The 23,228-nt window shown below is 66.2% G+C and carries 23 protein-coding genes; 11 read left to right on the top strand and 12 right to left on the bottom strand.

Annotated features, from left to right (window positions below; all coding sequences use genetic code 11):
- Nucleotides 1-14: 14 nt before the first annotated feature.
- From KKR91_RS09305 to KKR91_RS09280, 6 genes are all read left to right on the top strand, one after another.
- Nucleotides 15-797 (top strand): helix-turn-helix transcriptional regulator, encoded by a 783-nt coding sequence (locus tag KKR91_RS09305; protein ID WP_210228914.1) that lies wholly within the window; start codon nucleotides 15-17, stop codon nucleotides 795-797.
- Entirely contained in the window at nucleotides 797-2,272 is a 1,476-nt protein-coding gene (gene sufB, locus KKR91_RS09300; RefSeq protein WP_237687335.1) for a Fe-S cluster assembly protein SufB, read from the top strand. The genes KKR91_RS09305 and sufB overlap by 1 nt, the downstream gene beginning before the upstream one ends.
- Nucleotides 2,272-3,603, top strand: a complete 1,332-nt coding sequence (gene sufD, locus KKR91_RS09295; RefSeq protein WP_210228912.1) for a Fe-S cluster assembly protein SufD — start codon at nucleotides 2,272-2,274, stop codon at nucleotides 3,601-3,603. The genes sufB and sufD overlap by 1 nt, the downstream gene beginning before the upstream one ends.
- Before the next feature lie 104 nt (nucleotides 3,604-3,707).
- Nucleotides 3,708-4,505, top strand: coding sequence for a Fe-S cluster assembly ATPase SufC (sufC, locus tag KKR91_RS09290; protein WP_210228910.1), 798 nt, complete (start codon nucleotides 3,708-3,710; stop codon nucleotides 4,503-4,505).
- 38 nt (nucleotides 4,506-4,543) lie between these two features.
- Complete coding sequence (locus tag KKR91_RS09285; protein ID WP_210228908.1) at nucleotides 4,544-4,873, top strand: metal-sulfur cluster assembly factor; 330 nt, start codon at nucleotides 4,544-4,546, stop codon at nucleotides 4,871-4,873.
- A gap of 159 nt (nucleotides 4,874-5,032) precedes the next feature.
- Nucleotides 5,033-5,428: a DUF4440 domain-containing protein gene (locus tag KKR91_RS09280; RefSeq protein ID WP_210228906.1), complete on the top strand. Its 396-nt coding sequence runs from the start codon at nucleotides 5,033-5,035 to the stop codon at nucleotides 5,426-5,428.
- 31 nt (nucleotides 5,429-5,459) lie between these two features.
- Here the strand turns inward: KKR91_RS09280 and ypfJ are convergent, their stop codons facing one another.
- From ypfJ to KKR91_RS09260, 4 genes are read right to left on the bottom strand one after another with little or no spacing between them, the layout of a single operon-like run.
- Nucleotides 5,460-6,371, bottom strand: coding sequence for a KPN_02809 family neutral zinc metallopeptidase (ypfJ, locus tag KKR91_RS09275; protein WP_210228903.1), 912 nt, complete (start codon nucleotides 6,369-6,371; stop codon nucleotides 5,460-5,462).
- Nucleotides 6,372-6,406: 35 nt separating this feature from the next.
- Nucleotides 6,407-7,027: an energy-coupling factor transporter transmembrane component T gene (locus tag KKR91_RS09270; protein WP_210228901.1), complete on the bottom strand. Its 621-nt coding sequence runs from the start codon at nucleotides 7,025-7,027 to the stop codon at nucleotides 6,407-6,409.
- Complete coding sequence (locus KKR91_RS09265; protein WP_210228899.1) at nucleotides 7,024-7,722, bottom strand: energy-coupling factor ABC transporter ATP-binding protein; 699 nt, start codon at nucleotides 7,720-7,722, stop codon at nucleotides 7,024-7,026. The genes KKR91_RS09270 and KKR91_RS09265 overlap by 4 nt, the downstream gene beginning before the upstream one ends.
- Complete coding sequence (locus KKR91_RS09260) at nucleotides 7,722-8,354, bottom strand: biotin transporter BioY (protein WP_210228896.1); 633 nt, start codon at nucleotides 8,352-8,354, stop codon at nucleotides 7,722-7,724. Before KKR91_RS09260 ends, KKR91_RS09265 begins: the two co-directional genes overlap by 1 nt.
- A 233-nt stretch (nucleotides 8,355-8,587) precedes the next feature.
- Here KKR91_RS09260 and KKR91_RS09255 point away from each other — a divergent pair, with 233 nt between their 5' ends.
- Nucleotides 8,588-10,186: an ABC-F family ATP-binding cassette domain-containing protein gene (locus KKR91_RS09255; RefSeq protein WP_210228895.1), complete on the top strand. Its 1,599-nt coding sequence runs from the start codon at nucleotides 8,588-8,590 to the stop codon at nucleotides 10,184-10,186.
- Nucleotides 10,187-10,204: 18 nt separating this feature from the next.
- Here KKR91_RS09255 and KKR91_RS09250 read toward each other — a convergent pair whose 3' ends face one another.
- From KKR91_RS09250 to KKR91_RS09235, 4 genes are all read right to left on the bottom strand, one after another.
- The gene (locus tag KKR91_RS09250) at nucleotides 10,205-11,809 is read right to left on the bottom strand and encodes an ArnT family glycosyltransferase (RefSeq protein WP_210228892.1); all 1,605 of its coding nucleotides are present in this window, start codon (nucleotides 11,807-11,809) and stop codon (nucleotides 10,205-10,207) included.
- Nucleotides 11,806-13,089: a glycosyltransferase family 2 protein gene (locus KKR91_RS09245; RefSeq protein ID WP_210228891.1), complete on the bottom strand. Its 1,284-nt coding sequence runs from the start codon at nucleotides 13,087-13,089 to the stop codon at nucleotides 11,806-11,808. The genes KKR91_RS09250 and KKR91_RS09245 overlap by 4 nt, the downstream gene beginning before the upstream one ends.
- Before the next feature lie 101 nt (nucleotides 13,090-13,190).
- The gene (locus KKR91_RS09240) at nucleotides 13,191-13,688 is read right to left on the bottom strand and encodes a hypothetical protein (RefSeq protein ID WP_210228889.1); all 498 of its coding nucleotides are present in this window, start codon (nucleotides 13,686-13,688) and stop codon (nucleotides 13,191-13,193) included.
- A 188-nt stretch (nucleotides 13,689-13,876) separates the two neighbouring features.
- Entirely contained in the window at nucleotides 13,877-16,480 is a 2,604-nt protein-coding gene (locus KKR91_RS09235) for a galactose oxidase early set domain-containing protein (RefSeq protein ID WP_237687334.1), read from the bottom strand.
- Between the two features lie 261 nt (nucleotides 16,481-16,741).
- On the opposite strand from KKR91_RS09235, the gene KKR91_RS09230 reads away from it, so the two are divergent.
- A complete protein-coding gene (locus KKR91_RS09230) occupies nucleotides 16,742-17,926 on the top strand; it encodes an ATP-binding protein (protein ID WP_337925334.1) in 1,185 nt (394 codons plus the stop codon).
- Between the two features lie 36 nt (nucleotides 17,927-17,962).
- Here KKR91_RS09230 and KKR91_RS09225 read toward each other — a convergent pair whose 3' ends face one another.
- From KKR91_RS09225 to KKR91_RS09215, 3 genes are read right to left on the bottom strand one after another with little or no spacing between them, the layout of a single operon-like run.
- Nucleotides 17,963-18,838, bottom strand: a complete 876-nt coding sequence (locus KKR91_RS09225) for an SURF1 family cytochrome oxidase biogenesis protein (RefSeq protein ID WP_210228886.1) — start codon at nucleotides 18,836-18,838, stop codon at nucleotides 17,963-17,965.
- Complete coding sequence (locus tag KKR91_RS09220; RefSeq protein WP_420481383.1) at nucleotides 18,839-19,141, bottom strand: hypothetical protein; 303 nt, start codon at nucleotides 19,139-19,141, stop codon at nucleotides 18,839-18,841.
- Nucleotides 19,138-19,545 carry a DUF3099 domain-containing protein gene (locus KKR91_RS09215; protein WP_237687332.1) on the bottom strand — a complete coding sequence of 136 codons (408 nt, stop codon included), beginning with the start codon at nucleotides 19,543-19,545 and terminating at the stop codon, nucleotides 19,138-19,140. The genes KKR91_RS09220 and KKR91_RS09215 overlap by 4 nt, the downstream gene beginning before the upstream one ends.
- Nucleotides 19,546-19,660: 115 nt before the next feature.
- Here KKR91_RS09215 and fabG point away from each other — a divergent pair, with 115 nt between their 5' ends.
- On the top strand, nucleotides 19,661-20,389 hold the full coding sequence (fabG, locus tag KKR91_RS09210; protein WP_210228884.1) for a beta-ketoacyl-ACP reductase: 729 nt from the start codon (nucleotides 19,661-19,663) through the stop codon (nucleotides 20,387-20,389).
- 154 nt (nucleotides 20,390-20,543) lie between these two features.
- Nucleotides 20,544-21,293, top strand: a complete 750-nt coding sequence (locus tag KKR91_RS09205; protein WP_210228882.1) for an SDR family oxidoreductase — start codon at nucleotides 20,544-20,546, stop codon at nucleotides 21,291-21,293.
- A 13-nt stretch (nucleotides 21,294-21,306) separates the two neighbouring features.
- Here KKR91_RS09205 and serB read toward each other — a convergent pair whose 3' ends face one another.
- The gene (serB, locus tag KKR91_RS09200) at nucleotides 21,307-22,296 is read right to left on the bottom strand and encodes a phosphoserine phosphatase SerB (protein WP_210228880.1); all 990 of its coding nucleotides are present in this window, start codon (nucleotides 22,294-22,296) and stop codon (nucleotides 21,307-21,309) included.
- A gap of 128 nt (nucleotides 22,297-22,424) precedes the next feature.
- Between serB and KKR91_RS09195 the strand changes: the two genes are divergently transcribed.
- A complete protein-coding gene (locus tag KKR91_RS09195) occupies nucleotides 22,425-23,210 on the top strand; it encodes an ABC transporter ATP-binding protein (RefSeq protein ID WP_210228878.1) in 786 nt (261 codons plus the stop codon).
- The last annotated feature ends 18 nt before the right edge of the window (nucleotides 23,211-23,228 follow it).

Raw genomic sequence — 23,228 nt, 5'->3', positions numbered from 1 at the left:
GTGTTGTGTATTCTATGAGCAACTCTGAGCCGGAGGCAGTGGCCAAGCCGGCAGCAGTCCGCGAAGCGGAGGAACGCACCCGGGACCGTGTCCTGGGTGCGGTGCTGGAGCACGGCCCGGTCAGCGCAGCTGAACTTGGCGAGCGTCTGGGTTTCACCCCCGCCGCCGTCCGCCGGCACCTCGACGCGTTGTCTGCGAAGGGCCTGATCGAGGTCAAGCGGGTCAGCAATCCGTCGTCGGGCGCAGGCCGCCCGGCGCGCAGATACGTCCTGAGCCCTCAGGGGCAGGCCTATCTGGGCAACGACTACCTGGATATCGCAACGGAAGCCCTGCGCCAGCTCGGACTGGCCGCGGGTCCCGAAGCCATCGAACAGTTCGCCGCCGACCGTTTTGCCCGGATGGAAGAGAAGTACCGTCCGGCCGTCGAAGCGGCAGGACCGGACATCGCCGACAAGGCACAGGCCCTTGCGGCCGAGCTGACCAAGGATGGATTCGTGGGATCCACCACCATGATCGGCACGGCCAAGAAGCCCAGCACCCTGCTGAGCGTGCAGCTGTGCCAGGGGCACTGCCCCATCCAGGGTCTTGCCAGCGCCTACACGGTCTTCTGCGACAAGGAAACCGAAGTTTTTGCCCGCCTGCTGGATGTGGACGTCCGTAGACTGTCCACGTTGTCCCGCGGCGGTCACGTATGTACGACCCACATACCCGTGGGTCGAACACGGTCTGCGGCGCACGTTCCAGTGCACGCCGAAACCACCCAGTCCACATCCATTCATCAGCAAGAAAGGCCGTGATGACGGATCAAGCAACCCAGAAGCCAACGGCACCCTCAGCGGTGCCGGAGTCTGTGATTTCAGACATCCTGGAGAAGAACCCTGAACTTGAGGGCATCGGCACGTACGAGTACGGATGGGCTGACTCCGACGTCGCCGGCTCCAACGCGCGCCGCGGCCTCAGCGAGGAAGTCGTCCGGGACATCTCGGCGAAAAAGAACGAACCCCAGTGGATGCTGGACCTTCGCCTGAAGGGCCTGAAGTACTTCGACCGCAAGCCCATGCCTACCTGGGGTGCAGACCTCTCCGGCATCGACTTCGACAACATCAAGTACTTTGTGCGTTCCACGGAGAAGCAGGCCAACACCTGGGAAGACCTGCCCGAGGACATCCGCAACACGTACGAGAAGCTCGGCATTCCCGAAGCAGAGCGCGGACGCCTGGTTTCCGGTGTCGCGGCGCAGTACGAGTCCGAGGTTGTCTACCACCAGCTCCGCGAGGACCTGGAGCGCCAGGGCGTCATCTTCCTGGACACCGACACCGCGCTGAAGGAACACCCGGAGATGTTCCAGGAGTACTTCGGCACCGTCATTCCGGTGGGCGACAACAAGTTCGGTTCGCTGAACACCGCTGTCTGGTCCGGCGGCTCCTTCGTCTACGTCCCCAAGGGCGTCCACGTGGACATCCCGCTGCAGGCCTACTTCCGCATCAACACGGAAAACATGGGGCAGTTTGAGCGCACGCTGATCATTGCCGACGAGGACTCCTACGTCCACTACATCGAAGGCTGCACCGCGCCGATCTACACCTCGGACTCGCTGCACTCCGCTGTGGTGGAGATCATCGTGAAGAAGGGCGCCCGCGTCCGCTACACGACCATCCAGAACTGGTCCAACAACGTGTACAACCTGGTCACCAAGCGGGCCATTGCACACGAAGGCGCCACCATGGAGTGGATCGACGGCAACATCGGTTCCAAGGTCACCATGAAGTACCCGGCCGTCTACCTGGTCGGCGAGCACGCCAAGGGTGAAACGCTGTCCATCGCCTTCGCCGGCGAAGGCCAGCACCAGGACACCGGATCCAAGATGGTCCACATTGCCCCCAACACCAAGAGCTCCATCATCTCCAAGTCCGTGGCCCGCGGCGGCGGACGTGCTGCCTACCGCGGCCTGGTCCAGGTCCGTGAAGGCGCCAAGCACTCGGCCAACACCGTGCGCTGCGACGCCCTGCTGGTGGACACCATCTCCCGTTCGGACACGTACCCGTACGTGGACATCCGCGAGGATGACGTCACCATGGGCCACGAGGCCACCGTGTCGCGCGTGAGCGAAGAGCAGCTGTTCTACCTCATGTCCCGCGGCCTGCCCGAGGACGAGGCAATGGCAATGATCGTGCGCGGCTTCATCGAGCCGATCGCCCGCGAGCTGCCGATGGAATACGCCCTTGAACTCAACCGCCTCATCGAACTCCAGATGGAAGGAGCCGTCGGTTAATGTCGAAGCTTAACGACGTCGTCGAAACCGTGACCGAACAGGTCAGCAAAACCGTAGAGGGCGTCAAAGCCAGGATCGGTGCCCCCTCCGGGGACAGCCGCATTCGGATTGACGGTTTCACCGAAGAGGGCGAGAACCTCTCTCCGCTGAACGAATCCTCCGCAGTCCTCGGCGGCGACAGCAGCAAGTCCCACAGCCACGGCGCAGGGGCAGGCATTCCGGACAGCTCACGCGCCGGACGCCTGACCTCCTACAGCCGCGGCGACTTCGGCAAACTGACCGGACGTGAAGAAGACTGGCGGTTCACCCCGCTCAAGCGCCTTCGCGGCCTGCATACCGCTGAATTGACCGGCACCGCCCCCGGGGTTGCCGTTGTGGCACCCGAGGGCGTCCGCGTGGAAAACGTGGCGCGCACCGATGCCCGCATCGGCACCGCCGGTATCCCGGAGGACCTGGTGGCAGCTGCCGCCTGGGAAGCCTTTACCGAGGCCACCGTTGTCACCATCCCGGCCGAAACCGTCGTCGAGGGCAGCACCACGCTGACCATGACCGGTGCCGGCAAGGATCCCGCGGCGCAGCACATCGTGATCACCGCGGAGAAGTTCTCCAAGGCAGTGGTGGTCCTGGACCACAAGGGCTCGGCCACGCTGTCCCAGAACGTGGAAATCGTTGTCGGCGACGGCGCTGAACTGACCGTTGTCTCGGTCCAGGACTGGGACGACGACGCCGTTCACGCCTCCGCCCAGTACGCCAAGCTTGGCCGCGACGCGAAGTTCAAGCACGTAGTGGTCAGCCTCGGCGGAGACCTGGTGCGGATCACGCCGTCGTCGCGCTTCACCGCTGTTGGCGGCGACGTGCAGATGTTCGGCCTGTACTACGCCGACGCCGGGCAGCACCTGGAACAGCGCCTGTTCGTGGACCACGCGGTCCCGAACTGCAAGTCCCGCGTCATGTACAAGGGCGCCCTGCAGGGCCGCGATGCGCACACCGTCTGGGTGGGTGACGTCCTGATCCGCAAGGAAGCAGAAGGCACCGACACATACGAGGTCAACCGCAACCTGCTCCTGACCGACGGCGGCCGCGCCGACTCGGTGCCGAACCTGGAGATCGAAACCGGACTGATCGAGGGCGCCGGCCATGCCAGCGCCACCGGCCGGTTCGACGATGAGCACCTGTTCTACCTGATGGCCCGCGGCATCCCCGAGGATGTTGCCCGCCGCCTGGTGGTCCGAGGATTCCTCAATGAGATCATCCAGCAGATCAAGGTTCCGGCACTGGAAGAACGGCTCACCGAGGCCGTCGAGCGCGAGCTCGCAGCAGTCGAAAGCTAGCCGGCGTTCCCCGGGGGCCACGCGGCTCCCGGGGAACCGGCGCACCCACACTTTTTGAAGCTTAAATACGCACCAGAGCGTGCAAAGGAGAAAGCGTAACTCGTATGTCTACTCTTGAGATCAAAGATCTTCACGTCAGCATTTTGACCGACCAGGATGTCAAAAAGCAGATCCTGAAGGGCGTCAGCCTGACCATCAATACCGGTGAGACCCACGCCATCATGGGCCCCAATGGCTCCGGCAAGTCCACGCTGGCCTCCACCATCGCCGGACACCCGCGCTACATCGTCGACAGCGGCTCCATCACGCTCGACGGCGAAGACGTCCTGGAAATGAGCGTGGACGCCCGCGCCCGCGCCGGCCTGTTCCTGGCCATGCAGTACCCGGTCGAGGTTCCCGGTGTGACCATGACCAACTTCCTGCGCACCGCCAAGACCGCGCTCGATGGCGAAGCCCCCTCGCTGCGCCACTGGACCAAGGACGTCAAGGCGGCCATGTCCCAGCTGCGCATCGACGCCGACTTTGCCTCGCGCAACGTCAACGAAGGCTTCTCCGGCGGTGAGAAGAAGCGCGTGGAGATCCTCCAGCTCGAGCTCTTCCGCCCGAAGTTCGCCATCCTCGACGAGACCGACTCCGGCCTCGACGTCGATGCCCTGAAGGTTGTCTCCGAAGGCGTGAACCGCGAACACTCCAAGGGCGAGATGGGCACCCTGCTCATCACGCACTACACGCGGATCCTGCGCTACATCAAGCCGGATTTCGTGCACGTGTTCGTTGATGGCCGCATCGCCGAGCAGGGCGGCCCCGAGCTGGCCGACCGCCTCGAAGAAGAAGGCTACGACCGCTTCACCGGCGCCAACGCCACGGCCGCCACGGCTACCGCCAACGCCCTGAAGGCCTAGGCTTAACCCTGTCCGCTACAACTGCCAAGGAGCAGATGATGAGTGAGTCGAATCTGGCCCAGACGTCCCTGGAGGACGTCGAAGAGGCCTTGAAGGACGTCATCGACCCCGAGCTGGGCGTGAACGTTGTGGACCTGGGTCTGCTCTACGGCCTGCGGTACGCCGAGGACGGCGCGCTGCTGATCGACATGACGCTGACCACTGCCGCCTGCCCGCTGACCGATGTGCTCGAAGAGCAGGTTGGCCAGGCCCTGGACGGCGTCGTCGACGACTGGCGCCTGAGCTGGGTCTGGATGCCGCCGTGGGGTCCGGAGAAGATCACTGACGACGGCCGCGACCAGATGCGCGCGCTGGGCTTCAACATCTAGCCTCCGGTGCTGACTGCCGCGTCCTAACGGACAGGCGCTTCCTAACGGACAAACGCGTCCAGACGGACAAACACCGAAGGGCCGCTTCCCCGACACGGGGGAGCGGCCCTTCGTGCGTGCCTGACTGTTATGGCGGCCGGGGGATGTAGCGTGTGCGGCATGGAAAACTCCGCGGATTTTCACGAACAGTATCTGGATGCCTGGAACGAGGCGATGGCATCGGGGGATGCCGGCCCTATTGAGGCCTTCCTGGCGCCGGATTACCACGGCTGGCTGGGGCAGGAAGCGGCCGCCGCCGTCCCCTTTGACGGTGCGTCGGCTCGGCAGGGATTCCGGGAGGCGGTCTCGGGCATGCGCGGGGCCACCGTCCATGCTGCATTTCGGACTGTTGCCCCGCGCGGTGCCGGGGAGGCGGTGGTCTGCTACGAAATGACCTACCGGACCGGCGGAGACGTCACCGGACGCGCGCTGCTGATGGAGTCGTGGCGGCGTGAGGCAGATAGCTGGCTGCTTTGCCGGGATTTCACCGAAGTGAACGTCGGGGCTGCCTCGTAGCCGGTCGGGCCCGCCTGCGTCCTGGGGGAGGCTAGGCGCCGGGGCTGCCCAGATCGGCCGCGCTGAAGGTATCGCAGACGCCGAGGCCGCCATCGTTGTTGGTGTAGCCCTGCATGAACCATGCCTGCCGCTGGTCCCCGGAGCCGTGGGTCCAGCTTTCGGGGTTCACCTGGCCGGTGGCCATGGACTGGATCCGGTCGTCACCAATGGCGGACGCGGCTGATAATGCGTCCTGCACATCGGTGGCCGTCAGCTCCGCGAGGAAAGGTTCGGCGCTGCCGGGTGCCGGAATGTGGGCCGCAGCTCCGGCCCACATTCCGGCATAGCAGTCGGCCTGCAGTTCCGTGCGGACCGCCGCAGAATCAGCACCGCGCGGATCCTGCGCGGAGGCGCCGAGGACACCGGTGAGGTTCTGGACATGGTGCCCGAATTCGTGGGCCACCACGTACTCCTGAGCCAGCGGACCGCCGGAGGCACCGTACTGCGCCACCAGTTCGTCGAAGAACGCGGTGTCATAGTAGGTCTGCTCGTCGGCCGGGCAGTAGAACGGGCCCACTGCGCTGGTTGCCGCTCCGCAGCCGGTGTCGACGCGGCCGGTGAACAGGGTGACCCCGGGCTCGGTATAGGTCAGCCCCTCGGTGGCCAGGGCCGGAGCCCAGAAGCTGTCGAGGCTTTGTGCGGTGCCGACGATCCGGCAGTCCAGGCGCTCGTTTGCGTCGGCTCCATCGAGGCACTCGGAGATGCTCTGCGAGGTTCCCGCCCCGGTGCCGGCGGGGCCGCCGTCGCTCAATCCGAGGCCGTCCATCACATCCGTTCCGAAGATCAGCGACAGGATCAGGATCAGGCCGCCGCCGAGTCCGCCGCCCACGGCAATCCCTTTGCCCTTGCCGCGCCGGTCGCTGACCCGGGAGGAATCCAGCCGTGCATTTTCGTTAAAACTCATGGTTCCGATTATCCCCGACGCTCAGCAGGCTGACGTTACGCCGTGTCGGCGGGTTCACCGATGCCGCGGGCGGCCAGCGCGTCTCCGGTCTGCTGCGCGTACGCCACCGCCTTGATGACCACTGGAACGGTCAATGCCCGTGGGTTGCGTTCCAGGCCGCGGGCCATGGCGGACTGCCTCACGTCCCGGGCGGATCCCAGCAGGTACGGAATGCTGCGCATCATCAGGGCAAGGGTCAGCCCGAACCGCTCCGGGTCGGCGCCCAGGAACCGCAGCGGCCGCACCAGTGCCACCAGCCCGTCCAGCAGGTCCTGTGCAGGAGTAGTCAGCGTCAGCAGCCGGGCGGCAGCCACGCAGGCCACGATGCTTCCGCACACCAGCACGGCTGCGGCGGGCCCGTTCGTCCAGGCCTGGAACGCTGCCAGCAGTGCCAGCACCGGCCACATCAGTTTCAACGGCTGCCAGAGCTCGCGCAGCAGCCGCGCCGCAGCGTAGGCAAGGCAGAGCAGCGCGGCGGCGGCGGCCAGCCCCGGCAGGGTCCGGTTGGCCAGCACGGCAACCGAGAGCGCGACGACGGCGGCTGCCTTCAGCCACAACGGCGCCCGGTGCACCGGTGAGGTGCCCGGGCGGTAGGCGCCGAGCAGGTGTGCGTTCACTGCACACCCAGCGCCAGTGCGCGGTAGGCAGCCAGCGCAGCCCCCGGGGCGCCGTCGTACACAATCCTGCCGCCGTCGATCACCAGTACCCGCGCGGCATCCGCGGCGAAGTCGAGGTCGTGCGTCGTATAGATCACCTGCTGCGGGAGCTCGGCGAAGATTTTCCGCAACCGGGCGGTGTTGCGCAGATCCAGGAGTGTGCTGGGCTCGTCGGCGACGAGGACCAGGGGATCAACGGCCAGCACCGAGGCCAGCGCCATCAGCTGCCGTTCCCCGCCGGACAGGTCGTAAATACTGCGGTCGGCCAGTGCCAGCAGGCCCATCGCCTCCAGCCGGGCTTCAGCGGCGGCCCGCCGCTCACCGCGCCGGGGCAGGGAAGCGCGCAGGGAGAGTTCGACGTCGTCGCGCCCGGTGGGCATGACCAGCTGGGAGAGCGGATCGGTGAAGACAAACCCCACCCGGCGGCGGACCTTGTTTCCGTGCCGTGCGGTGTCCAGCCCGTCAACGGTGACTGTCCCGCTGTCGGGACGAGCCAGGCCGTTGAGCAGCCTCAGGAAAGTGGACTTGCCTGATCCGTTGGCGCCGATCACCGCGATCCGGTCCTCGGTAAGTTCCAGGGACAGCGGATGCAGGATCGGCACGGCCGGGACCTCCGAAGACAGCACCGACGCATTGTGCAGCGAGATCCGGGGCATCAGCGGCGTTTCGCTGCCAGCCGGGGAAAGGCCTTCAACACGGTGACGGCCACGGCTGCCGCCAGCAGGTTCTTGAGCAGGTCGCCGGGCCAGAAGACCATGTCGGCGGTGAGGGCGGCGCGGAAGTCGAGCCGTGCGTTGAGCATCATCCCGCCGATCCCCAGCGGATGCACCACCAGGAAGCTGACCGTCATCGCTGCGGCGAACAGCAGCAGGAACCGGGCACGCCGCCGGCGCGCCGGGGCGTGCCGCAGCACCGCCCGGGCCAGCAGCCCCACCGCGAACGCGGCAGGGAGGAAGGCCAGCAGGTAGCCGGCCGACGGTCCGGCCAGGACACCCAGGCCGCTGCGGAAACCGCTGAAGACCGGCAGGCCCGCCAGTCCGGCCAGCAGATACAGCCCCACTGCTGCGGTACCCCGCGACGGACCCAGGAGGATGCCGGTGAGCATCACGGCGAACGTCTGCAGGGTGATGGGCACGCCGGCCCCCAGCGGCACGCCCGGCAGCAGTGAAAAGGCGGCTATCAGGGCCGCGAAAACGGCAATCATGGCCAGGTCGGCCGGGGTCCACCGGCTGCGGTGTCCGGTGTCGCGGTGGCGGGAGGACGCCGGGGGAGCGGGGAAAGTGCTCATCGGGGCTCGCTTGGTGGGAGTTCTATGAGAGTGATGGAAATCACCCCCGGAGGCTTCGCGGCGGCCCTGCCTGCCACTGAGGGCCGGTGCGGGCTGTGCTGCTTTCGACAGTAGCGGCGCCGGACTGTAAATCCTTTGGAGGTTTTCTACAAATCCGTGCGGGACGGTAGACTTGAAAGGCTGCCATTGCAGTTCAGGTTTTGTTTCCCCCACCCCCTCGAAAGGTCCACTGAGTGATTTCCGTATCTAATCTCGAGCTCCGTGCCGGCGCACGTTTGCTCATGGAAGCGGTCTCATTCCGTGTAGACAAAGGCGACAAGATTGGATTGGTGGGTCGCAACGGCGCGGGCAAAACCACTCTGACCAAGGTCCTGGCCGGAGAAGCCCTGCCGGCCAGCGGGCACGTGAAGCGTGTCGGCGAAATCGGCTACCTCCCGCAGGATCCCCGGACGCCGGACATGGAGCAGCTGGGGCGGGACCGGATCCTCTCTGCCCGCGGCCTGGACAAGGTCTCCGCCGAGCTGAAGAAGTGCCAGGACGAAATGGCCAGCGAGGACCCGAAGATCTCGCAGAAGGCCATGAACCGCTACGACCGCCTGGAGGCAGAATTCCTGTCCGCCGGCGGGTACGCCGCGGAATCCGAAGCCGCAACCATCACCGCGAACCTGGCTCTGCCGGACCGCCTGCTGAACCAGCCCCTGAGCACCCTCTCCGGTGGCCAGCGCCGCCGCGTGGAGCTGGCCCGGATCCTGTACTCGGATGCCCAGACCATGCTCCTCGATGAGCCCACCAACCACCTTGACGCCGACTCGATCGCCTGGCTGCGTGAGTTCCTGAAGAACCACACCGGCGGCCTGATCGTGATCAGCCACGACACCGAGCTGCTCGAAGCCACGGTCAACAAGGTCTTCTCCCTTGACGCGAACCGCGCCACGATCGACATCTACAACATGGACTGGAAGCGCTACAAGATCCAGCGCGAGACCGATGAGCGTGCCCGCAAGCGTGAGCGCGCCAACACCGAGAAGAAGGCCGGCATCCTGCTGGCCCAGGCCAACAAGATGAAGGCCCGCGCCTCCGGCGCCTCCGCCGCGCAGAGCATGCTCAAGCGCGTGGACCGGCTCATGGGCGGCCTGGACGCCGTGCGTGCCAGCGACCGCGTTGCAGCCCTGCGCTTCCCGGATCCGGCGCCCTGCGGCAAGACCCCCATGATGGCCGAAGGCCTCAGCAAGAGCTACGGCTCGCTGGAGATCTTCACCGACGTGGACCTGGCCATCGACCGCGGTTCCAAGGTGGTCATCCTGGGCCTGAACGGTGCCGGAAAGACCACCCTCCTGCGCATGCTGGCCGGCGTGGACAAGCCGGACACCGGACGGATCATCCCGGGCCACGGGCTGAAGGTCGGCTACTACGCCCAGGAGCATGAAACGCTCGACACCGAGCGCACCGTCCTGGAGAACATGCGCTCGTCCGCACCGGACATGGATGATGCCGAGGTCCGCAGCGTCCTGGGTTCGTTCATGTTCAGCGGCGACGACGTCGAGAAGAAGGCGGGGGTGCTCTCCGGTGGAGAGAAGACCCGCCTGGCCCTGGCGACCATTGTGGCGTCATCGGCCAACGTCCTGCTCCTGGATGAGCCCACCAACAACCTTGACCCCGCCTCCCGCGCGGAGATCCTGGGTGCCCTGAGCAGCTACTCCGGGGCAGTGGTCATGGTGAGCCACGATGAGGGAGCAGTGGCGGCGCTGAACCCGGAGCGCGTGGTCCTCCTGCCGGACGGCGACGAGGACCACTGGAACGAGGACTACCTCGATCTGGTGACACTGGCCTAGAGCCCGGGGCGGCCGGACTCAGGTTCCAGCCGCTGCCGGCACGTCCTGGACCCTGTACACGCTCCATTCGCCGAAACCGGCCACGGGTTCGGCGTTCTCCAAAGCCTGCCCGACGGTAGTGAGGCCGAGGATTTCGACGTTCGACCGCACGATCGGCCCGACGATGATCCAGTCGATGGCCTGCCAGCCTTCGGGGTGTTCGACCGCAAACCGGCTGTCCAGGTCAGCCTTTTCCGTGACGATCATCGTCCACGGGTCATCCCAGCCGGCGGAATTCAGGTCCTGCCACATGGAGTACGGGGTCAGCACCGTGTCCTGGCGCGGCACGTTCTCCTGGACCCAGGTCAAGGTGCTGCGCCACTCGTCGTTGGCTTGGCTCGTCAGCAGGGTGCGGTCCTGCTCAAACCACTGGGGTACGGACATGAGCGCAACGCCGGAGGCAATCACGGCAGCGGCTGTTGCGCGGACCACCGGTTTCAGGCCCGGCGGTCCTGCCGCGGCAGACTTTTCAACCTGGTCCCAGAGCATATTGAGCGCGCCGCCCAGGGCCAGGACTAGATAGGGCAGGACCCCTACGATGTACATAGCCGGCAGATAGCCCTGGCCGATGAACACCGGGATAGCGAAGGAGAGGATGGCCACCGCCACCCAGAGCGTCCGGCGCCGGAACAGGCACACCACCGCTGCCACGCACCCGGCCGCGATGATGTAGCGGTCGAAGTACAGCCAGCCGTTGAGGAGCTCGGCCCGGTCAGAGCCTGCTTCCCAGATGTAGCCGGAACCGGACCGCGCGAAGAACTGGTATTCCAGCGCCTCCTGCAGCGACACGTGGTCAGGTCCGGCCGTCAGTTCGCCCCGCAGCAGTGCCATCAGCGGGTAGAAACTCAGGATCAGTCCGCCCACGACGAGGAAGCCGGCAACGGAGAAGCTCCGGTTGGACCAGGACCGCCGGTTGAGCATGGCCACCAGCAGCGCCGGACCGAAGATGGCAAGGGTTTCCTTGGACAGCACCGCGATGGCGAAAAATGCTCCGGCGGCAACGTGGTGCCACAGGGCCTTCCTCGGCGAAAGGGCCAGATAGAACGCCAGGAGCAGCCACGGAGCGCCGATGTTGTCGAGGTGGACCTGGCGGCCCAGGGTTAGCGACAGGGGAGACAGGACCAGGATGACGACGGCCAGGGCAGCCAGGGGCCGGCGGACCCGGAACCGTCGGGCAAGCAGGAACACCAGCAGCGCCGTCGCCACAAAATACACCGTGATGACATACCGGGTTGCACCAATGAAGGTTCCGTCGCCGAAACCGAGATTGTAGGGGATCCAGGCCAGGGCGCCGAGTTGGATCCATCCCAGAGGCGGATGGTCGTACCAGTAGGTATAGGGTGCCAGGCTGCCTTCCAGCACGCTGAATGCCTGGGCGGTATACGTCCCGCCGTCCTCGGAATAGGACGGGGAACCATTCAGGTTCCATAGGCTCAGGACGGTGGCCAGGACACCCAGGGCGGCCAGCGCGTAACGGTCCAGCCTTATTTCGCGGCGCAATGCCTTGCGCCGGGCCGGCGGCAGCGTGGGAATGCGCCGAACCTGCTCTTCATGCGCTGTTGCAGGGGTGGTGACGGTGCTCATGCCTCCACCAACCGGTGGGTCGCCTGGACCGATGCGAGATGGGCTCCGGAATGCGCTGTCTTTTCCCAGCGGAAGTCGCCGAGCCAAAACTTGCCCAGCGCGCGGAGGGCTGCGATGGCGAGCACCATTTGGTAAAACGGTGTGCCTGCGACGAGCCGGAAATAGTCGTACGCGGTAATCCGGTATTTGTGGTCCCGGCCGAACTCATGCAGCATGCAGGCGTCGAAGGCTATGGTGGCCAGCGTGGGAATCAGCGGTGCAAAGGCTGCCAGGGTCACCACCAGCGGGAAATTGCCCCAGATGGCGGCCGCGATGGCCAGCGGAATCACCAAGCCGGCAAAGGCCATGAAGTGCTGTTGCATCAGGGTCCACCAGCCCAGGAGGCGGCGGCGCCGGGTGGGCAGGTTTTTCCAGTCGCCTTTGGCGAGGACCTGCATAAAGCCCAGCGACCACCGCGTGCGCTGCCGGATGAGGTTGCGCAGTGAGTCCGGTGTTTCCTCCCGGGTCACCAGATCGGCGGAATAGGCGACGACGATTTCGTGGCCGAGGGTGGAGAGCCGGACGCCGAGGTCGCAGTCCTCCGCCAGGCAGCTCGGGTCCCAGCCGCCCACCTCCTCCAGCAGGTCCCGCCGGACGAAGACGGTGTTCCCGCCGAGGGGAATGAACCCCCGGTCTGCCTGCGCATGCAGGCGGGACCGGAACCATGTGAAGTACTCCAGGCAGTTGCGCAGCGAATACCAGGTATCGCGGAAGTTCACGAGCTGCACCGCGCCCTGGACCACATCCGCATTCCGGGTCACAAAGCAGCTGTCGATATTGCGGAGCAGCCCCGGTGCCGCGATGGACTCGGCGTCGAAAACTCCCACAATCTCGTTGCTGCACATCGACAGCGCCGTATTCAGCTGCAGCGGTTTGTTCTTGGTCGCTCCGGAGTCGATGCTCACCCGCACGCTGTCCGGGTATTCGGCTGCGAGCTTTTCGGCAATCGCTACGGTGGCGGCGTCATCGTGGCCCACCGAGATGATGATTTCCTTCCGGCGGTGAGACTGCGCAAGCAGCGCTTCGAGCGTGGCCTGCATGACCGGTTCCTGTTCGTCCCGGCACGGCATGATCAGCGAAAAGGACAGGGTTTCGGCCGGGTGCAGGGCGCCGTAAAAGGTCCGCTGCTGGGTCTTGGGATCCCACCAGGCGTAGGTGTTCAGCCGCAGGGTTGAGGCGGCGATGCCAAAGAGGGCAAGGGAAATAAGCACGATGAGGATCGAGAGGATGAAGGTGAGCATGCTGGGCTCCTGGTCTGGGTGCAAAGGAAGGGCGAAGGTGCGTGGCATCGGCCGGTGCGGTGCGGTCCGCCGGCGGTGGGCATGAAAGGGGGTGGCGGGGGTCAGTCGCCTGTTCCGCAGGCAATGCCGTCGGCGGTGGCATCGAGGTGTTGCGGGTCGGTTCCCGGAATCCGCACGGGCAGGCCGTCGGGGAAGTAGTTGCGGACCTCCGCGCATGACCAGTGATGGGGCATGGACGAGGGGTCTAATCCGGCTGCTTTCATCTGCGCAAGATGGCTCGCCAGGCTGGGCGGAACCACGGGAAGGCACTGCCCGGCGGCTCCGTACTCCGGAAGGCAGCCGCCCGTGTTGGGTGCCGTACCGCTTCCCGGGTCGCCCCGGGCGGGCGAAGCACCCCGTTCGGACAGCCCTGCCGTCCGGTCAGCCCCGGCAGGACCCAGCTTTCCGCGCGGAACCCCGTGCGCCGGTTGCTGCCCTGCCGCCTCGGCAAGGTGCAGGTGGCGGGTTCTCCCCGGAGCACCTGCCGATTCCCCCTGCCCTATCCCGGAGACGATGCCGTGGGGCGCTTCCTCCGGCGAGGAGGCTGGGGCTGCGGACACAGCCGCAGTGCCGGCATCAGAACCAGGGGCCGCCGGCCCCGGGTGGGCATGATCGGAGCTTTTCGCGGCGCCGCCACTGTCCCGGCCTCCTGCGGGTTCTGCGGCAGCGCCGCCCCAAAGGGTTGATACCGCCAGCAGGATCGTTAGTGCCAGCAGGGCAGCGATCACAGCATGCCGTTGTTGGTCCCTCACGAGATCCACACCCATCGGGCTGTGCTGGGGACTCCGGCGCCGTCGAGCACGGTGAACATGTACGGCCCGGGGGGAACCAGGTTTCGGTTCTCTGGAACCTGCACCGTGTAGGTGTTCCCGGTTCCCGAGATCGGCAGATCGATCAGGCGGGCGTTTGTGTCGGTCTGGTGCGTGGCGGACATGGGGGACATCAGCGAGGCGGCAGTGGCTTCGCCGTCCACCTGCACGGTGAAGCTCTCGCCGTAGCCGGCGCGCTTTGGTGCCTCAAGGATCCGGGGCCGGTCAGCCGCCATGTAGGGCGGGCTGTAGACGGAGATCCGGAATTCAAAGGAATTATCCAGTGGGTTTGACCCCAGGACCGCGACGCGGCCGTCCGGAAGGAGGATGGCGGTTGAGTGGTAATTCCTCGCGACCGGATCAGCCGGCACACTCTGCCACTGGTTGTCTGCCGGATCGTAGAGGGCGGCCGTGAGCACGTCGGACGCCCGGTTGTGGCGGGCCCCATTGGATGCGAGGACGGTCCGGTCCGGAAGGTTGACCAGATTGACGTAGGCCTTCCCGGGGCCGGGGAGGTCAGGGCCGGGGGAGTAGGAGGGTGTCGGGGAGTTCAGGTCGACGATATCCACCAGGCTGATGGCGGGTTCGTTCGTCTCGGTATTGCCGCCGCCGACGATCATCAGCCGCTGGTCCTGGACAGGTCCTATGAACACGGATCCAGCCTGGTCCCGGAGGTCCTTTTGCCGCAGGCCGGGAACGTCCCACATCCGGGCGGTCTGCCAGTTGTAGATGGAGGCTCCCGTCCCCGGCAGTCCGCTGCCGAAGGTGTGGCCCCCGGTGTAGAACATGGTGCCGTCGTCGAGCAGGAACATGTGCGGATAGGTGCCCCAGAAGCTCCACGTCTGCGGAACTGCTGCCTGTGGCAGCCAGCTCATGGACGAGTAGTCGAACATTTCGGTGAGGACTGTCCCCTCCGCTTTTTCGTTAAGTCCGCCGGCGGACCAGACATCGCCGCTGCCGAGCTTGGTCAGGCTGGGATACCAGTGGGCGCCGGCCATGTCCGGGAGGCGGTGAAAGGAATCGTCGGCCGGATCGAAGTAGTAGCTCTGCTTTGATCCTTCAAAGGTGGTGGGGCCGTCCTGGGCGCCGGGGTACTCCTGAGTTCCTCCGGCCAGCAGGACCTTCCCGTCGGGCAGCGTGACATGCCCGGCGCAGAACATGTCATACGGGACCGGCACCTCGGTGAATTCTCCGGTGGCGGCGTCCCACAGGACGGCGCGGAATTCCCCGGCGGCAAAGAGGTTGCCGTCATTGCCCGATCCTGCGATGAGCAGCAGCCGGCCGTCATGCAGCAGTGTGGTGTGGACGGCCCTGATGGGGAGCTCGGATTCCAGTACCTCCCAGGAACCGGTGAGCTCCGGCTGTCCCGGGTCCACTGGTTCAGGAAGGGGGTCCGGGGGAGCGGGCAGCAGGGCGTAGTTGGTGGTCTTGAGGGTGCCCGTTCCGAAGAGGGCGATGCCGAAGGAGACCCGGTCGGTTCCTGCCGGAACCTTCTCGAGGCGGGCCTTTGCCGTCGTCCAGCCGGGTGCAGCCGGCAGGACAGCCAGGTCCGTCCAGTACTGCCAACCGGCCGGGGTGTGCACAAAAACGGTGAAGGAGGCAGAAGCGGTGGTGGAGAGATAATCAATACTGAGGTCCCAGGGCCCGTTTCCAGTGACGGAAGGGGCGCACCCCGGGGCTTCGGATGGAATGAGTTTGGCATCCCCCGAGATGTGGTTGGACATCACCAGTTCGAATGCGCGGGTGCCTGGCGCGGACCCGGCGGGGACGTCGTCTGTCAGGGAACCGGACACGGTGTTCTCCCCCCAGCCTGCGGAGACGAAGCACTCCGGAAGCGGTCCGGATCCGGCGGAGAGGTTCGGATTGAGGACTCCGGCCGGCCCGGGGGGTCCGGTCTCCTGGGGCGGGGCGGCGGCCCGGAGGGAGTAGTCGTCGGTGGTCAGGGTGCCGCTGCCCGCCAGTGCGAGCCCAAAGGACATCATGGTGGTGCCGGGAGGTACCACCGGGGTTTGTTTCCTGGCGGCTGACCAGCCGCTGGAAGCAGGGAAGGTCTGCAGATCACCCCAGTAGCTCCACCCTGAGGTCCCGTGCACAAAGGCCGTCAGGGTCACCGGGACGTCCGACTGGTACCAGATTTCCATCTCGTAGCCGGTGCCCGCGGTCACGGCCGGAGCGCAGTCGGGGCTTTCGGTCTGCAGCAGCTTTCGGTCACCGCTGACATACTCCGCGATGCTGACCGATGCGGCCCGTCCGCCGCCGCGCCCTGCCGCCACAGCCCAGGCTCCTTTCGAGCCCCAGCCGGAGCGTGAGAAGCAGTGGGGGAGGTCGGCGCCTTCCTCCAGCCCCGGATTCTGAACCAGGTTGACGGCTTCGGGCCTGTCGGCGGCATTGCCGGGATTGACGGCGCTGAACAGGCCCAGCACCAGGACCAGCACGAGACCGGCCAGCAACGCCGGTGAGCGGGTGCCGGTTCCCTGCGACTGGCGGTTCTGTCCTGCCGTCCGGGAGATCCGGTTTCCGCGGCCTGGCGAGTGGTACGTCAAATTGGCTCCCTTGTTTCCAGGACTCCCTCCGACTCCTGGCCAATGGAAATCAGGCTAGGAGGGGCGGGGAGGGGAGCGCACGGGTAAGGTGCACGCGTTCTGTCCCCTGCATTTACGCGGATCGGGACTCGCCGCATACCCGCAGGTCACGTGGGCGGTACTCCCCGGATCTTATGGATTCTCCCGAAACTGCGTTCTACCCCTTCCAATTCATATCCCTCTTTATCAACCAATATCCAACTTTCTGGATATAGCGCTAGGATGGGGGGTATGCACAGTGCCACCAACCCGTACTCACCAGGCGCAGGCCGCAAGCCCTTCGAATTAAGCGGCAGAACAGCCTTGATGAATGATTTTGACCTCCTGGTTTCGCGGGCCGCAGCCGGCCGCACGGACCGGGGGATTGTCCTGCATGGCCTCCATGGAGTGGGTAAGACCGTGCTGCTCAACGACTTCCGGCGCCGTGCCGAGGATGCCGGCTTCCTCGTGGTCTCGCTGGAAGGCCGGGATGCCGGGGGTGGGCCCAAGGCCGTCCGGGCCAAGCTGGCACGGGGGCTGCTGCAGGCCGGCCGCAAGGCACACTCGCAGGGAAACACCCCGGCTCTTGCTGCCGCCCTGGGAACCATCACGTCCTTCGCCGACGGCCTGCAGGTCGGCGGCATCGACGTGGGTGTTGGATCCCGGCACGGGCGGGGTGATTCGGGGGAGTTCGCCGTCGACCTCGAAGAGACGGTGGAGGATATCTCCCTGGCCCTGGCCGAACGCCGGTCGGCGCTGATCATCGTGGTGGATGAGATGCAGAACCTGGACCCCGCACTGCTCTCGGCGCTGCTCGGCGCGCAGCACCAGGCCGGGCAGCGGGACTGGCCGTTCTATCTGGTTGCAGCCGGGCTGCCGAACCTCCCCGCCACGCTCAACCAGTCGCAGCGTTATGCCGAAGGGCTGTTCACCTATCGCCGGGTGGGCGCCCTTGACCGGGAAGATGCCGGCACCGCACTGGCCGCTCCGGCCCGTGAGCTGGGGGTGTCCTATGAGCCCGAAGCCCTGGATCTGCTCCTGAATGCAGCCGGGGGATACCCCTACTTCCTGCAGGAATACGGTTCCGCCGCCTGGGAATCGGCACCCCGGGAACTGATCACGGCCGCAGATGCCCGGGTAGCCGTCGAGATCGGGCGGGCCCAGCTGGACCAGGGCTTTTTCCCCATGCGATGGCGCCGGGCCACAAAGGCCGAACGCGAGTTCCTGCGCCTGATGGCAATGGATGGTGCCGCCGGGTCCGGAACCGCCACCCTCGCAGCCCGGGCAGGGAAGAAGATGACCTCCATGACGATGACGCGCGGCTCCCTGATCCGCAAGGGCATCATCTACGCACCGTCCCTGGGCCAGGTGGCGTTCACGGTCCCCGGCATGGCTGAATATGTGCAGCGGGTCAGCAGCCGGCCCTGACGCTCCGGGGGAGGGCGGGACCACGGGCCGGCCGGGCTAGTAGCCCTGGGCGTCCAGGAGTGCGTCCTCTTCATTCTCCTGGGTGCTGCCGCGCTGCCTGCGCGGACGACGCCGCTCGCTCGGTGCGGGATGCGCGGCGATCATTTCGTCGTCGTCCTCATCCTCATACTCGTCTTCATCGGCGTACCGCAGGTTCAGTGCCTCCTGGCGGGCAGCGTAGCCCAGGCCCACAAACAGCATGAAGCCGAAGGCGTACCACTGCATGGCATAGGACAGGTGCGGGCCTTCATCCACTGACGGCTTCGGCGCCGCTTCCGGTACCTCAGCAGGGGCCGGATCTTCTGTGGCCATCAGGCCATAGGCACCCTGCACCAGCTCGTAGCCCACCTCGTCCTGGTACCGGGCCAGGTCGATGGAGGCCAGTTGACCCTCCGGGGCCCCGCGGTCCAGGGCGGGTTCAGCCGGTTTGATACGCGCGACGACGGTGACCTCGCCGGAGGGTGCGGCCGGAACGGTGTCAGGGCGCCCCGCCTCGTCGTTGCCGATGGGCAGCCAGCCGCGGTTGATGACCACGGCGGTGCCGTCGGAGAGCTTCAGCGGGACAACCACTTCGTAGCCGGCACGCCCGCTGAGCGGACGGTTGCGGACGATGCGCTGGTTCTGCGTGTCGTAAACACCGGTCATCTCAACCGGCGTCCATTCCCTGGACGGGTCATAGGAGTCGAACAGTCCGGCGGCCTCCTCGAAGGGGACCGGATCGGCGTCGTAGTTGTTGACCACATTGCCGATGTCCTCGCGGATGGCGTCCCGGCGGTCCATCTGCCATGAGCCCAGCATCACGCAGATGGCTGAGAGCGCGCAGACCAGGGCAAGCCAGCCCAGCCAGCGGCCGGAGAGAAGGAACCGGTACATTTACGCGTTCCCGCTTCCGCTGTCCGCCGGCGATGACGTTCCGGCCAGCGGAAGCGTTTCCTTCCAGAGATCGCGTGTCTGCAGGTACTCTTCGAGCCAGCCGCGGTGTTTGCCGCAGGCCAGCCAGGTCTTCCGGCGTTCCGGGGTGTGGATCCGCGGGTTGTTCCACAGCAGCCGCCAGGCGGCTTCGGCGCGGCAGCCCTTGCGTGAACAGACGGCGGGCTCGTCGGGCTCCGGACCCATCGGGCCGGATCCGGGCTGCGGGGCGCCGGTTCCCCGGGCTAGCTGGTCAAGAAGGTTCATGCTGTGGGTGGTGCCTTATCATCGTGGTGGTCCTCGGCGGGGTCATCGTCTATGACCTCGCCGTGCAGCAGTGCGGTCTCCGGGGAATCATCGGGTTCCTGCGGACGGGGCGCTTCAAGCTGGGGTGGAGGCAGGGTGTCGATCAGGGAATCCGACGCCGTCATGTTGCGGGTGTCACTGCCGGCATTGGCGATGATCACGGCGAAATACGGAAGCACGACGGCGCCCGCGATGACCACCCAGAGCAGCCATCCGTGGACAACAAACAGCAGGCCAAGGCAGACGATGCGGATGCCCATGGACACCGAATACTTGATCATGCGTGCGCGCATCTCATCGGTGTGCGCCGTGCGGGCATCGGTGATCCGGGGGATCTGGACGCCGCGGCTGGATTCCTTGTTCATCACTCTCCCAAACAGATTCACCCATTGTCGCACTGGAAACCGTGATGGTGAAGTTGGTTCCGGCCCGGCTAGGATCGAAATCCAACCACCCCCATACTCCCAGCGGAGGAAATCTGTGCAGAACACCCCCCAGCCGTCCACCGGCCGCAGCGTCCTGGTTACCGGCGGAAACCGTGGCATCGGCCTGGCCATCGCCCAGGCCTTCCTTGCCAACGGCGACCAGGTAGCCATCACCTACCGCAGCGGCGAGGTGCCCGAGGGGATGCTCGGCGTCAAGGCCGATGTCACCGACATGGCCTCCGTAGATGCCGCATTCACCGAGGTCGAGGCTGCGCACGGGCCGGTCGAGGTCCTGGTGGCCAACGCAGGAATCACCCGCGACACGCTGCTGCTGCGGATGAGTGAGGAGGACTTCACCGACGTCGTCGATACGAATCTCACCGGCGCCTTCCGCGTCATCAAGCGCGCCTCCCGCGGCATGATCAAACTGCGCCGCGGACGGGTGGTGCTGATCTCCTCCGTGGTGGGCCTGTACGGCTCTCCCGGACAGATCAACTACGCGGCGTCCAAGGCCGGGCTGGTCGGCATCGCCCGTTCCCTGACCCGGGAACTGGGCTCCCGGAACATCACCGCCAACGTGGTGGCGCCGGGCTTCATTAACACTGACATGACCCGGGCGCTGCCGGAGGAGACACAGAAAAACTACCTCTCCTCGATCCCGGCCAACCGCTTCGCAGAGCCGGAGGAGGTAGCCGGCGTGGTGCGGTGGATCGCCAGCCCCGAGGCCGCCTACATTTCCGGCGCCGTCATCCCCGTGGACGGCGGACTGGGGATGGGCCACTAACCAGCCTTTCCGCCGGGCCGCCATGCCCGCCACACGTCCCCGGGGCCATCCTTTGGAGGTTTCCACCACTGTGCCCGGCCCCGGGGGCTGGCAGGATGGGATGAGTTGCGCAAAAAGTTGGACACATTCCACAAATCTTTATGAAGGAGCACTTATGGGCCTGCTGGACGGCAAAGCTGCCATCGTCACCGGATCCTCACGCGGCATCGGAGCGGAAGTGGCCAAGTTCCTGGCCGCCGAGGGCGCCGGCGTAGTGGTCAACTACCGGCAGAAGGCCCCGCGGGCCAACAAGGTGGTTACCGGCATCGAGAACGACGGCGGCCGGGCAGTTGCCGTTGGCGCCGACCTGACCTCCGCGGAAGGGCCGGCGGCGCTGGTCGACGCCGCTAAGGTGAACTTCGGCGGGCTGGACATCCTGGTGCTGAACGCGTCCGGCGGCATGGAATCCGGTGTGGAGGAGGACTACGCGCTCAAGCTCAACCGCGACGCGCAGGTCAACATGCTCACGGCCGCCGCCGAGGCCATGCCCGCGGGATCACGGGTGGTGTTCGTGACCAGCCACCAGGCGCACTTCATCAACACGGTTCCCACCATGCCCGAATATGAGCCCGTGGCGCGCAGCAAGCGGGCCGGCGAGGACGCCCTGCGCGAGCTGCTCCCGCAGCTCGAAGCCAAGGGCATCACCCTGGTGGTGGTTTCCGGAGACATGATCGAGGGAACCGTCACCGCCACCCTGCTGGACCGCGCCAACCCCGGTGCCATCGAGGCCCGCCGCGAGGAAGCCGGACGCCTCTACTCCGTGCAGGAGTTCGGAGCCGAGGTGGCCCGCATGGCCACCGCCGACGTACCGTCCGGCCACACCGAATACGTGGGCGGCGCCGACTACCTCGGCGTTGCCGGCTAGCACCGGTACGTTCCTACAGCTTCACGAAGTGCTGCACCACGTCCAGATTGGGCAGGTTCAGCACGGCATCCGCGGCGGCCTGCACTGCCGGCTTGGCATTGAACGCCACGCCCAGTGCGGCCGCCGCCAGCATGTCCAGGTCGTTCGCGCCGTCGCCCACGGCAATGGTGTGCCGCTCCTCGATCCCCAATCCGGCAGCCCACTCCCGCAACGACCGGGCTTTCACCGCGCGGTCCACCACCGGCCCCTCCACGGAACCGGTCAGCACACCGCCGGCGATGCCCAACAGGTTCGCCCGGGCATGGGTCAACTGCAGACGCGCGGCCAGCGGGTCCAGCACCTGGCTGAAGCCGCCCGAGACCACTGCCACGGCATGCCCGGCGGACAGGAATTCCTTGACCAGGGCTTCGGCACCGTCGGAGAGCTCAATCCGCGCACCTACTTCGTCGATGACTGAGACCGGCAGCCCGGCCAGGGCTTTCACCCGGTGGTGCAGGCTCTGGGCGAAGTCCAGATCGCCGCGCATCGCTGCCTCGGTCACCGCCGCAACTTCGGCTTCGCGTCCGGCGTGCGCGGCCAGGAGCTCAATGACTTCCTGCTTGATCAGGGTGGAGTCCACATCCATGACCAGCAGCTTCCGCGCCGGTTCCAGCAGCGAAGACGGTACGACGGCGGTCTGCCCGCCTGCCGCCCCCTGCTCCCCGGAAACCTGCTCCCCGGAACCCTGTTTCTCCTGGCTCCGGACCGCTGACGCAGCAGCGGCGACGCCCAGGCGCAGTGTCTCGATCCCGCCGTCGTACGCCACCAGCAGCTTGGTGACGACGTAACCGTCGCCGGCCGCGTTCTCCAACTCCAGGATCCGCCCGCCCAGCGTGGCCACGGCCTGCTGGACGGCCGACAGATAGGCATCGTTCAGTTCGCGGCCGTAGCTGACCACGCCGTATTCCGGCGCGGTGCCGGCTTCGGGGGCAGGGCTGGAATCGGGGAGGTTCTCTGCGGGCATTACGTATCCGTTTCGTGAAATTAGGGTTGGAGCTGTGTCGTCCCGGCTCGGCCGGACAGGTAGGCGCGGGGCGGGCTGCGGCGGCGCGTTTAGCCATCGGCCCTTTCTTTAGCCTAATGTCTAGTGCTATGAGTGATGTTCTTGAATTTGCTGCCGTGAGTGTCGTACGCGGCGGCAAGACCCTGTTGGATGCCGTTGACTGGCAGGTCAAAGAGGGTGAGCGCTGGGTCATCATGGGACCCAACGGGGCCGGAAAGACCACTCTGCTGCAGATCGCAGGCGGACGCATGCATCCCACCCGCGGCGTTGCCGGCATCCTCGAGGAAGTCCTCGGAGCCGTCGATGTCTTTGAACTCCGCCCGCGGATCGGACTGGCCTCCGCAGCCCTGGCCAACCAGATTCCCGAGCATGAAACCGTCCTGAACGTCGTGCTGACCGCGTCCTACGGCATGACCGGCCGCTGGCGGGAAAAGTACGAAAAGCTCGACGAGCGCCGCGCCTTCCACCTGCTCCACGAGTGGGGCATGTCCACCTTCATGAACCGCCCGTTTGCCTCGCTGAGCGAGGGCGAACGCAAGCGTGTGCAGATCGCCCGTGCCCTGATGACCGACCCCGAGCTGCTGCTCCTGGACGAGCCGGCCGCCGGGTTGGACCTGGCTGGCCGCGAAGACCTGGTGGCACGCCTGGCTGGCCTGGCGGCCGACGAGGAAGCTCCGGCCATGGTCCTGGTCACGCACCACCTCGAAGAGGTTCCGCCGGGCTTCACCCATGCACTGCTCCTGCGCGACGGCGGTGTGGTTGCCTCGGGTCCCATCAGTGAGGTCTTCACCGAAGAGAATCTCAGTGCTGCCTTCGACCTGCCGCTTCACGTCCAGCACGACGGCGGCCGCTGGTCCGCCACCGCGCGCCGCTGATCCGTCCCTGACGGCACC

It is taken from the genome of Arthrobacter jiangjiafuii (genome assembly GCF_018622995.1).
GTDB classification, from domain to species: domain Bacteria; phylum Actinomycetota; class Actinomycetes; order Actinomycetales; family Micrococcaceae; genus Arthrobacter_B; species Arthrobacter_B jiangjiafuii.
Note: the sequence above shows the minus strand (reverse complement) of the source record. Positions and strands in the feature narration are given on the sequence as shown.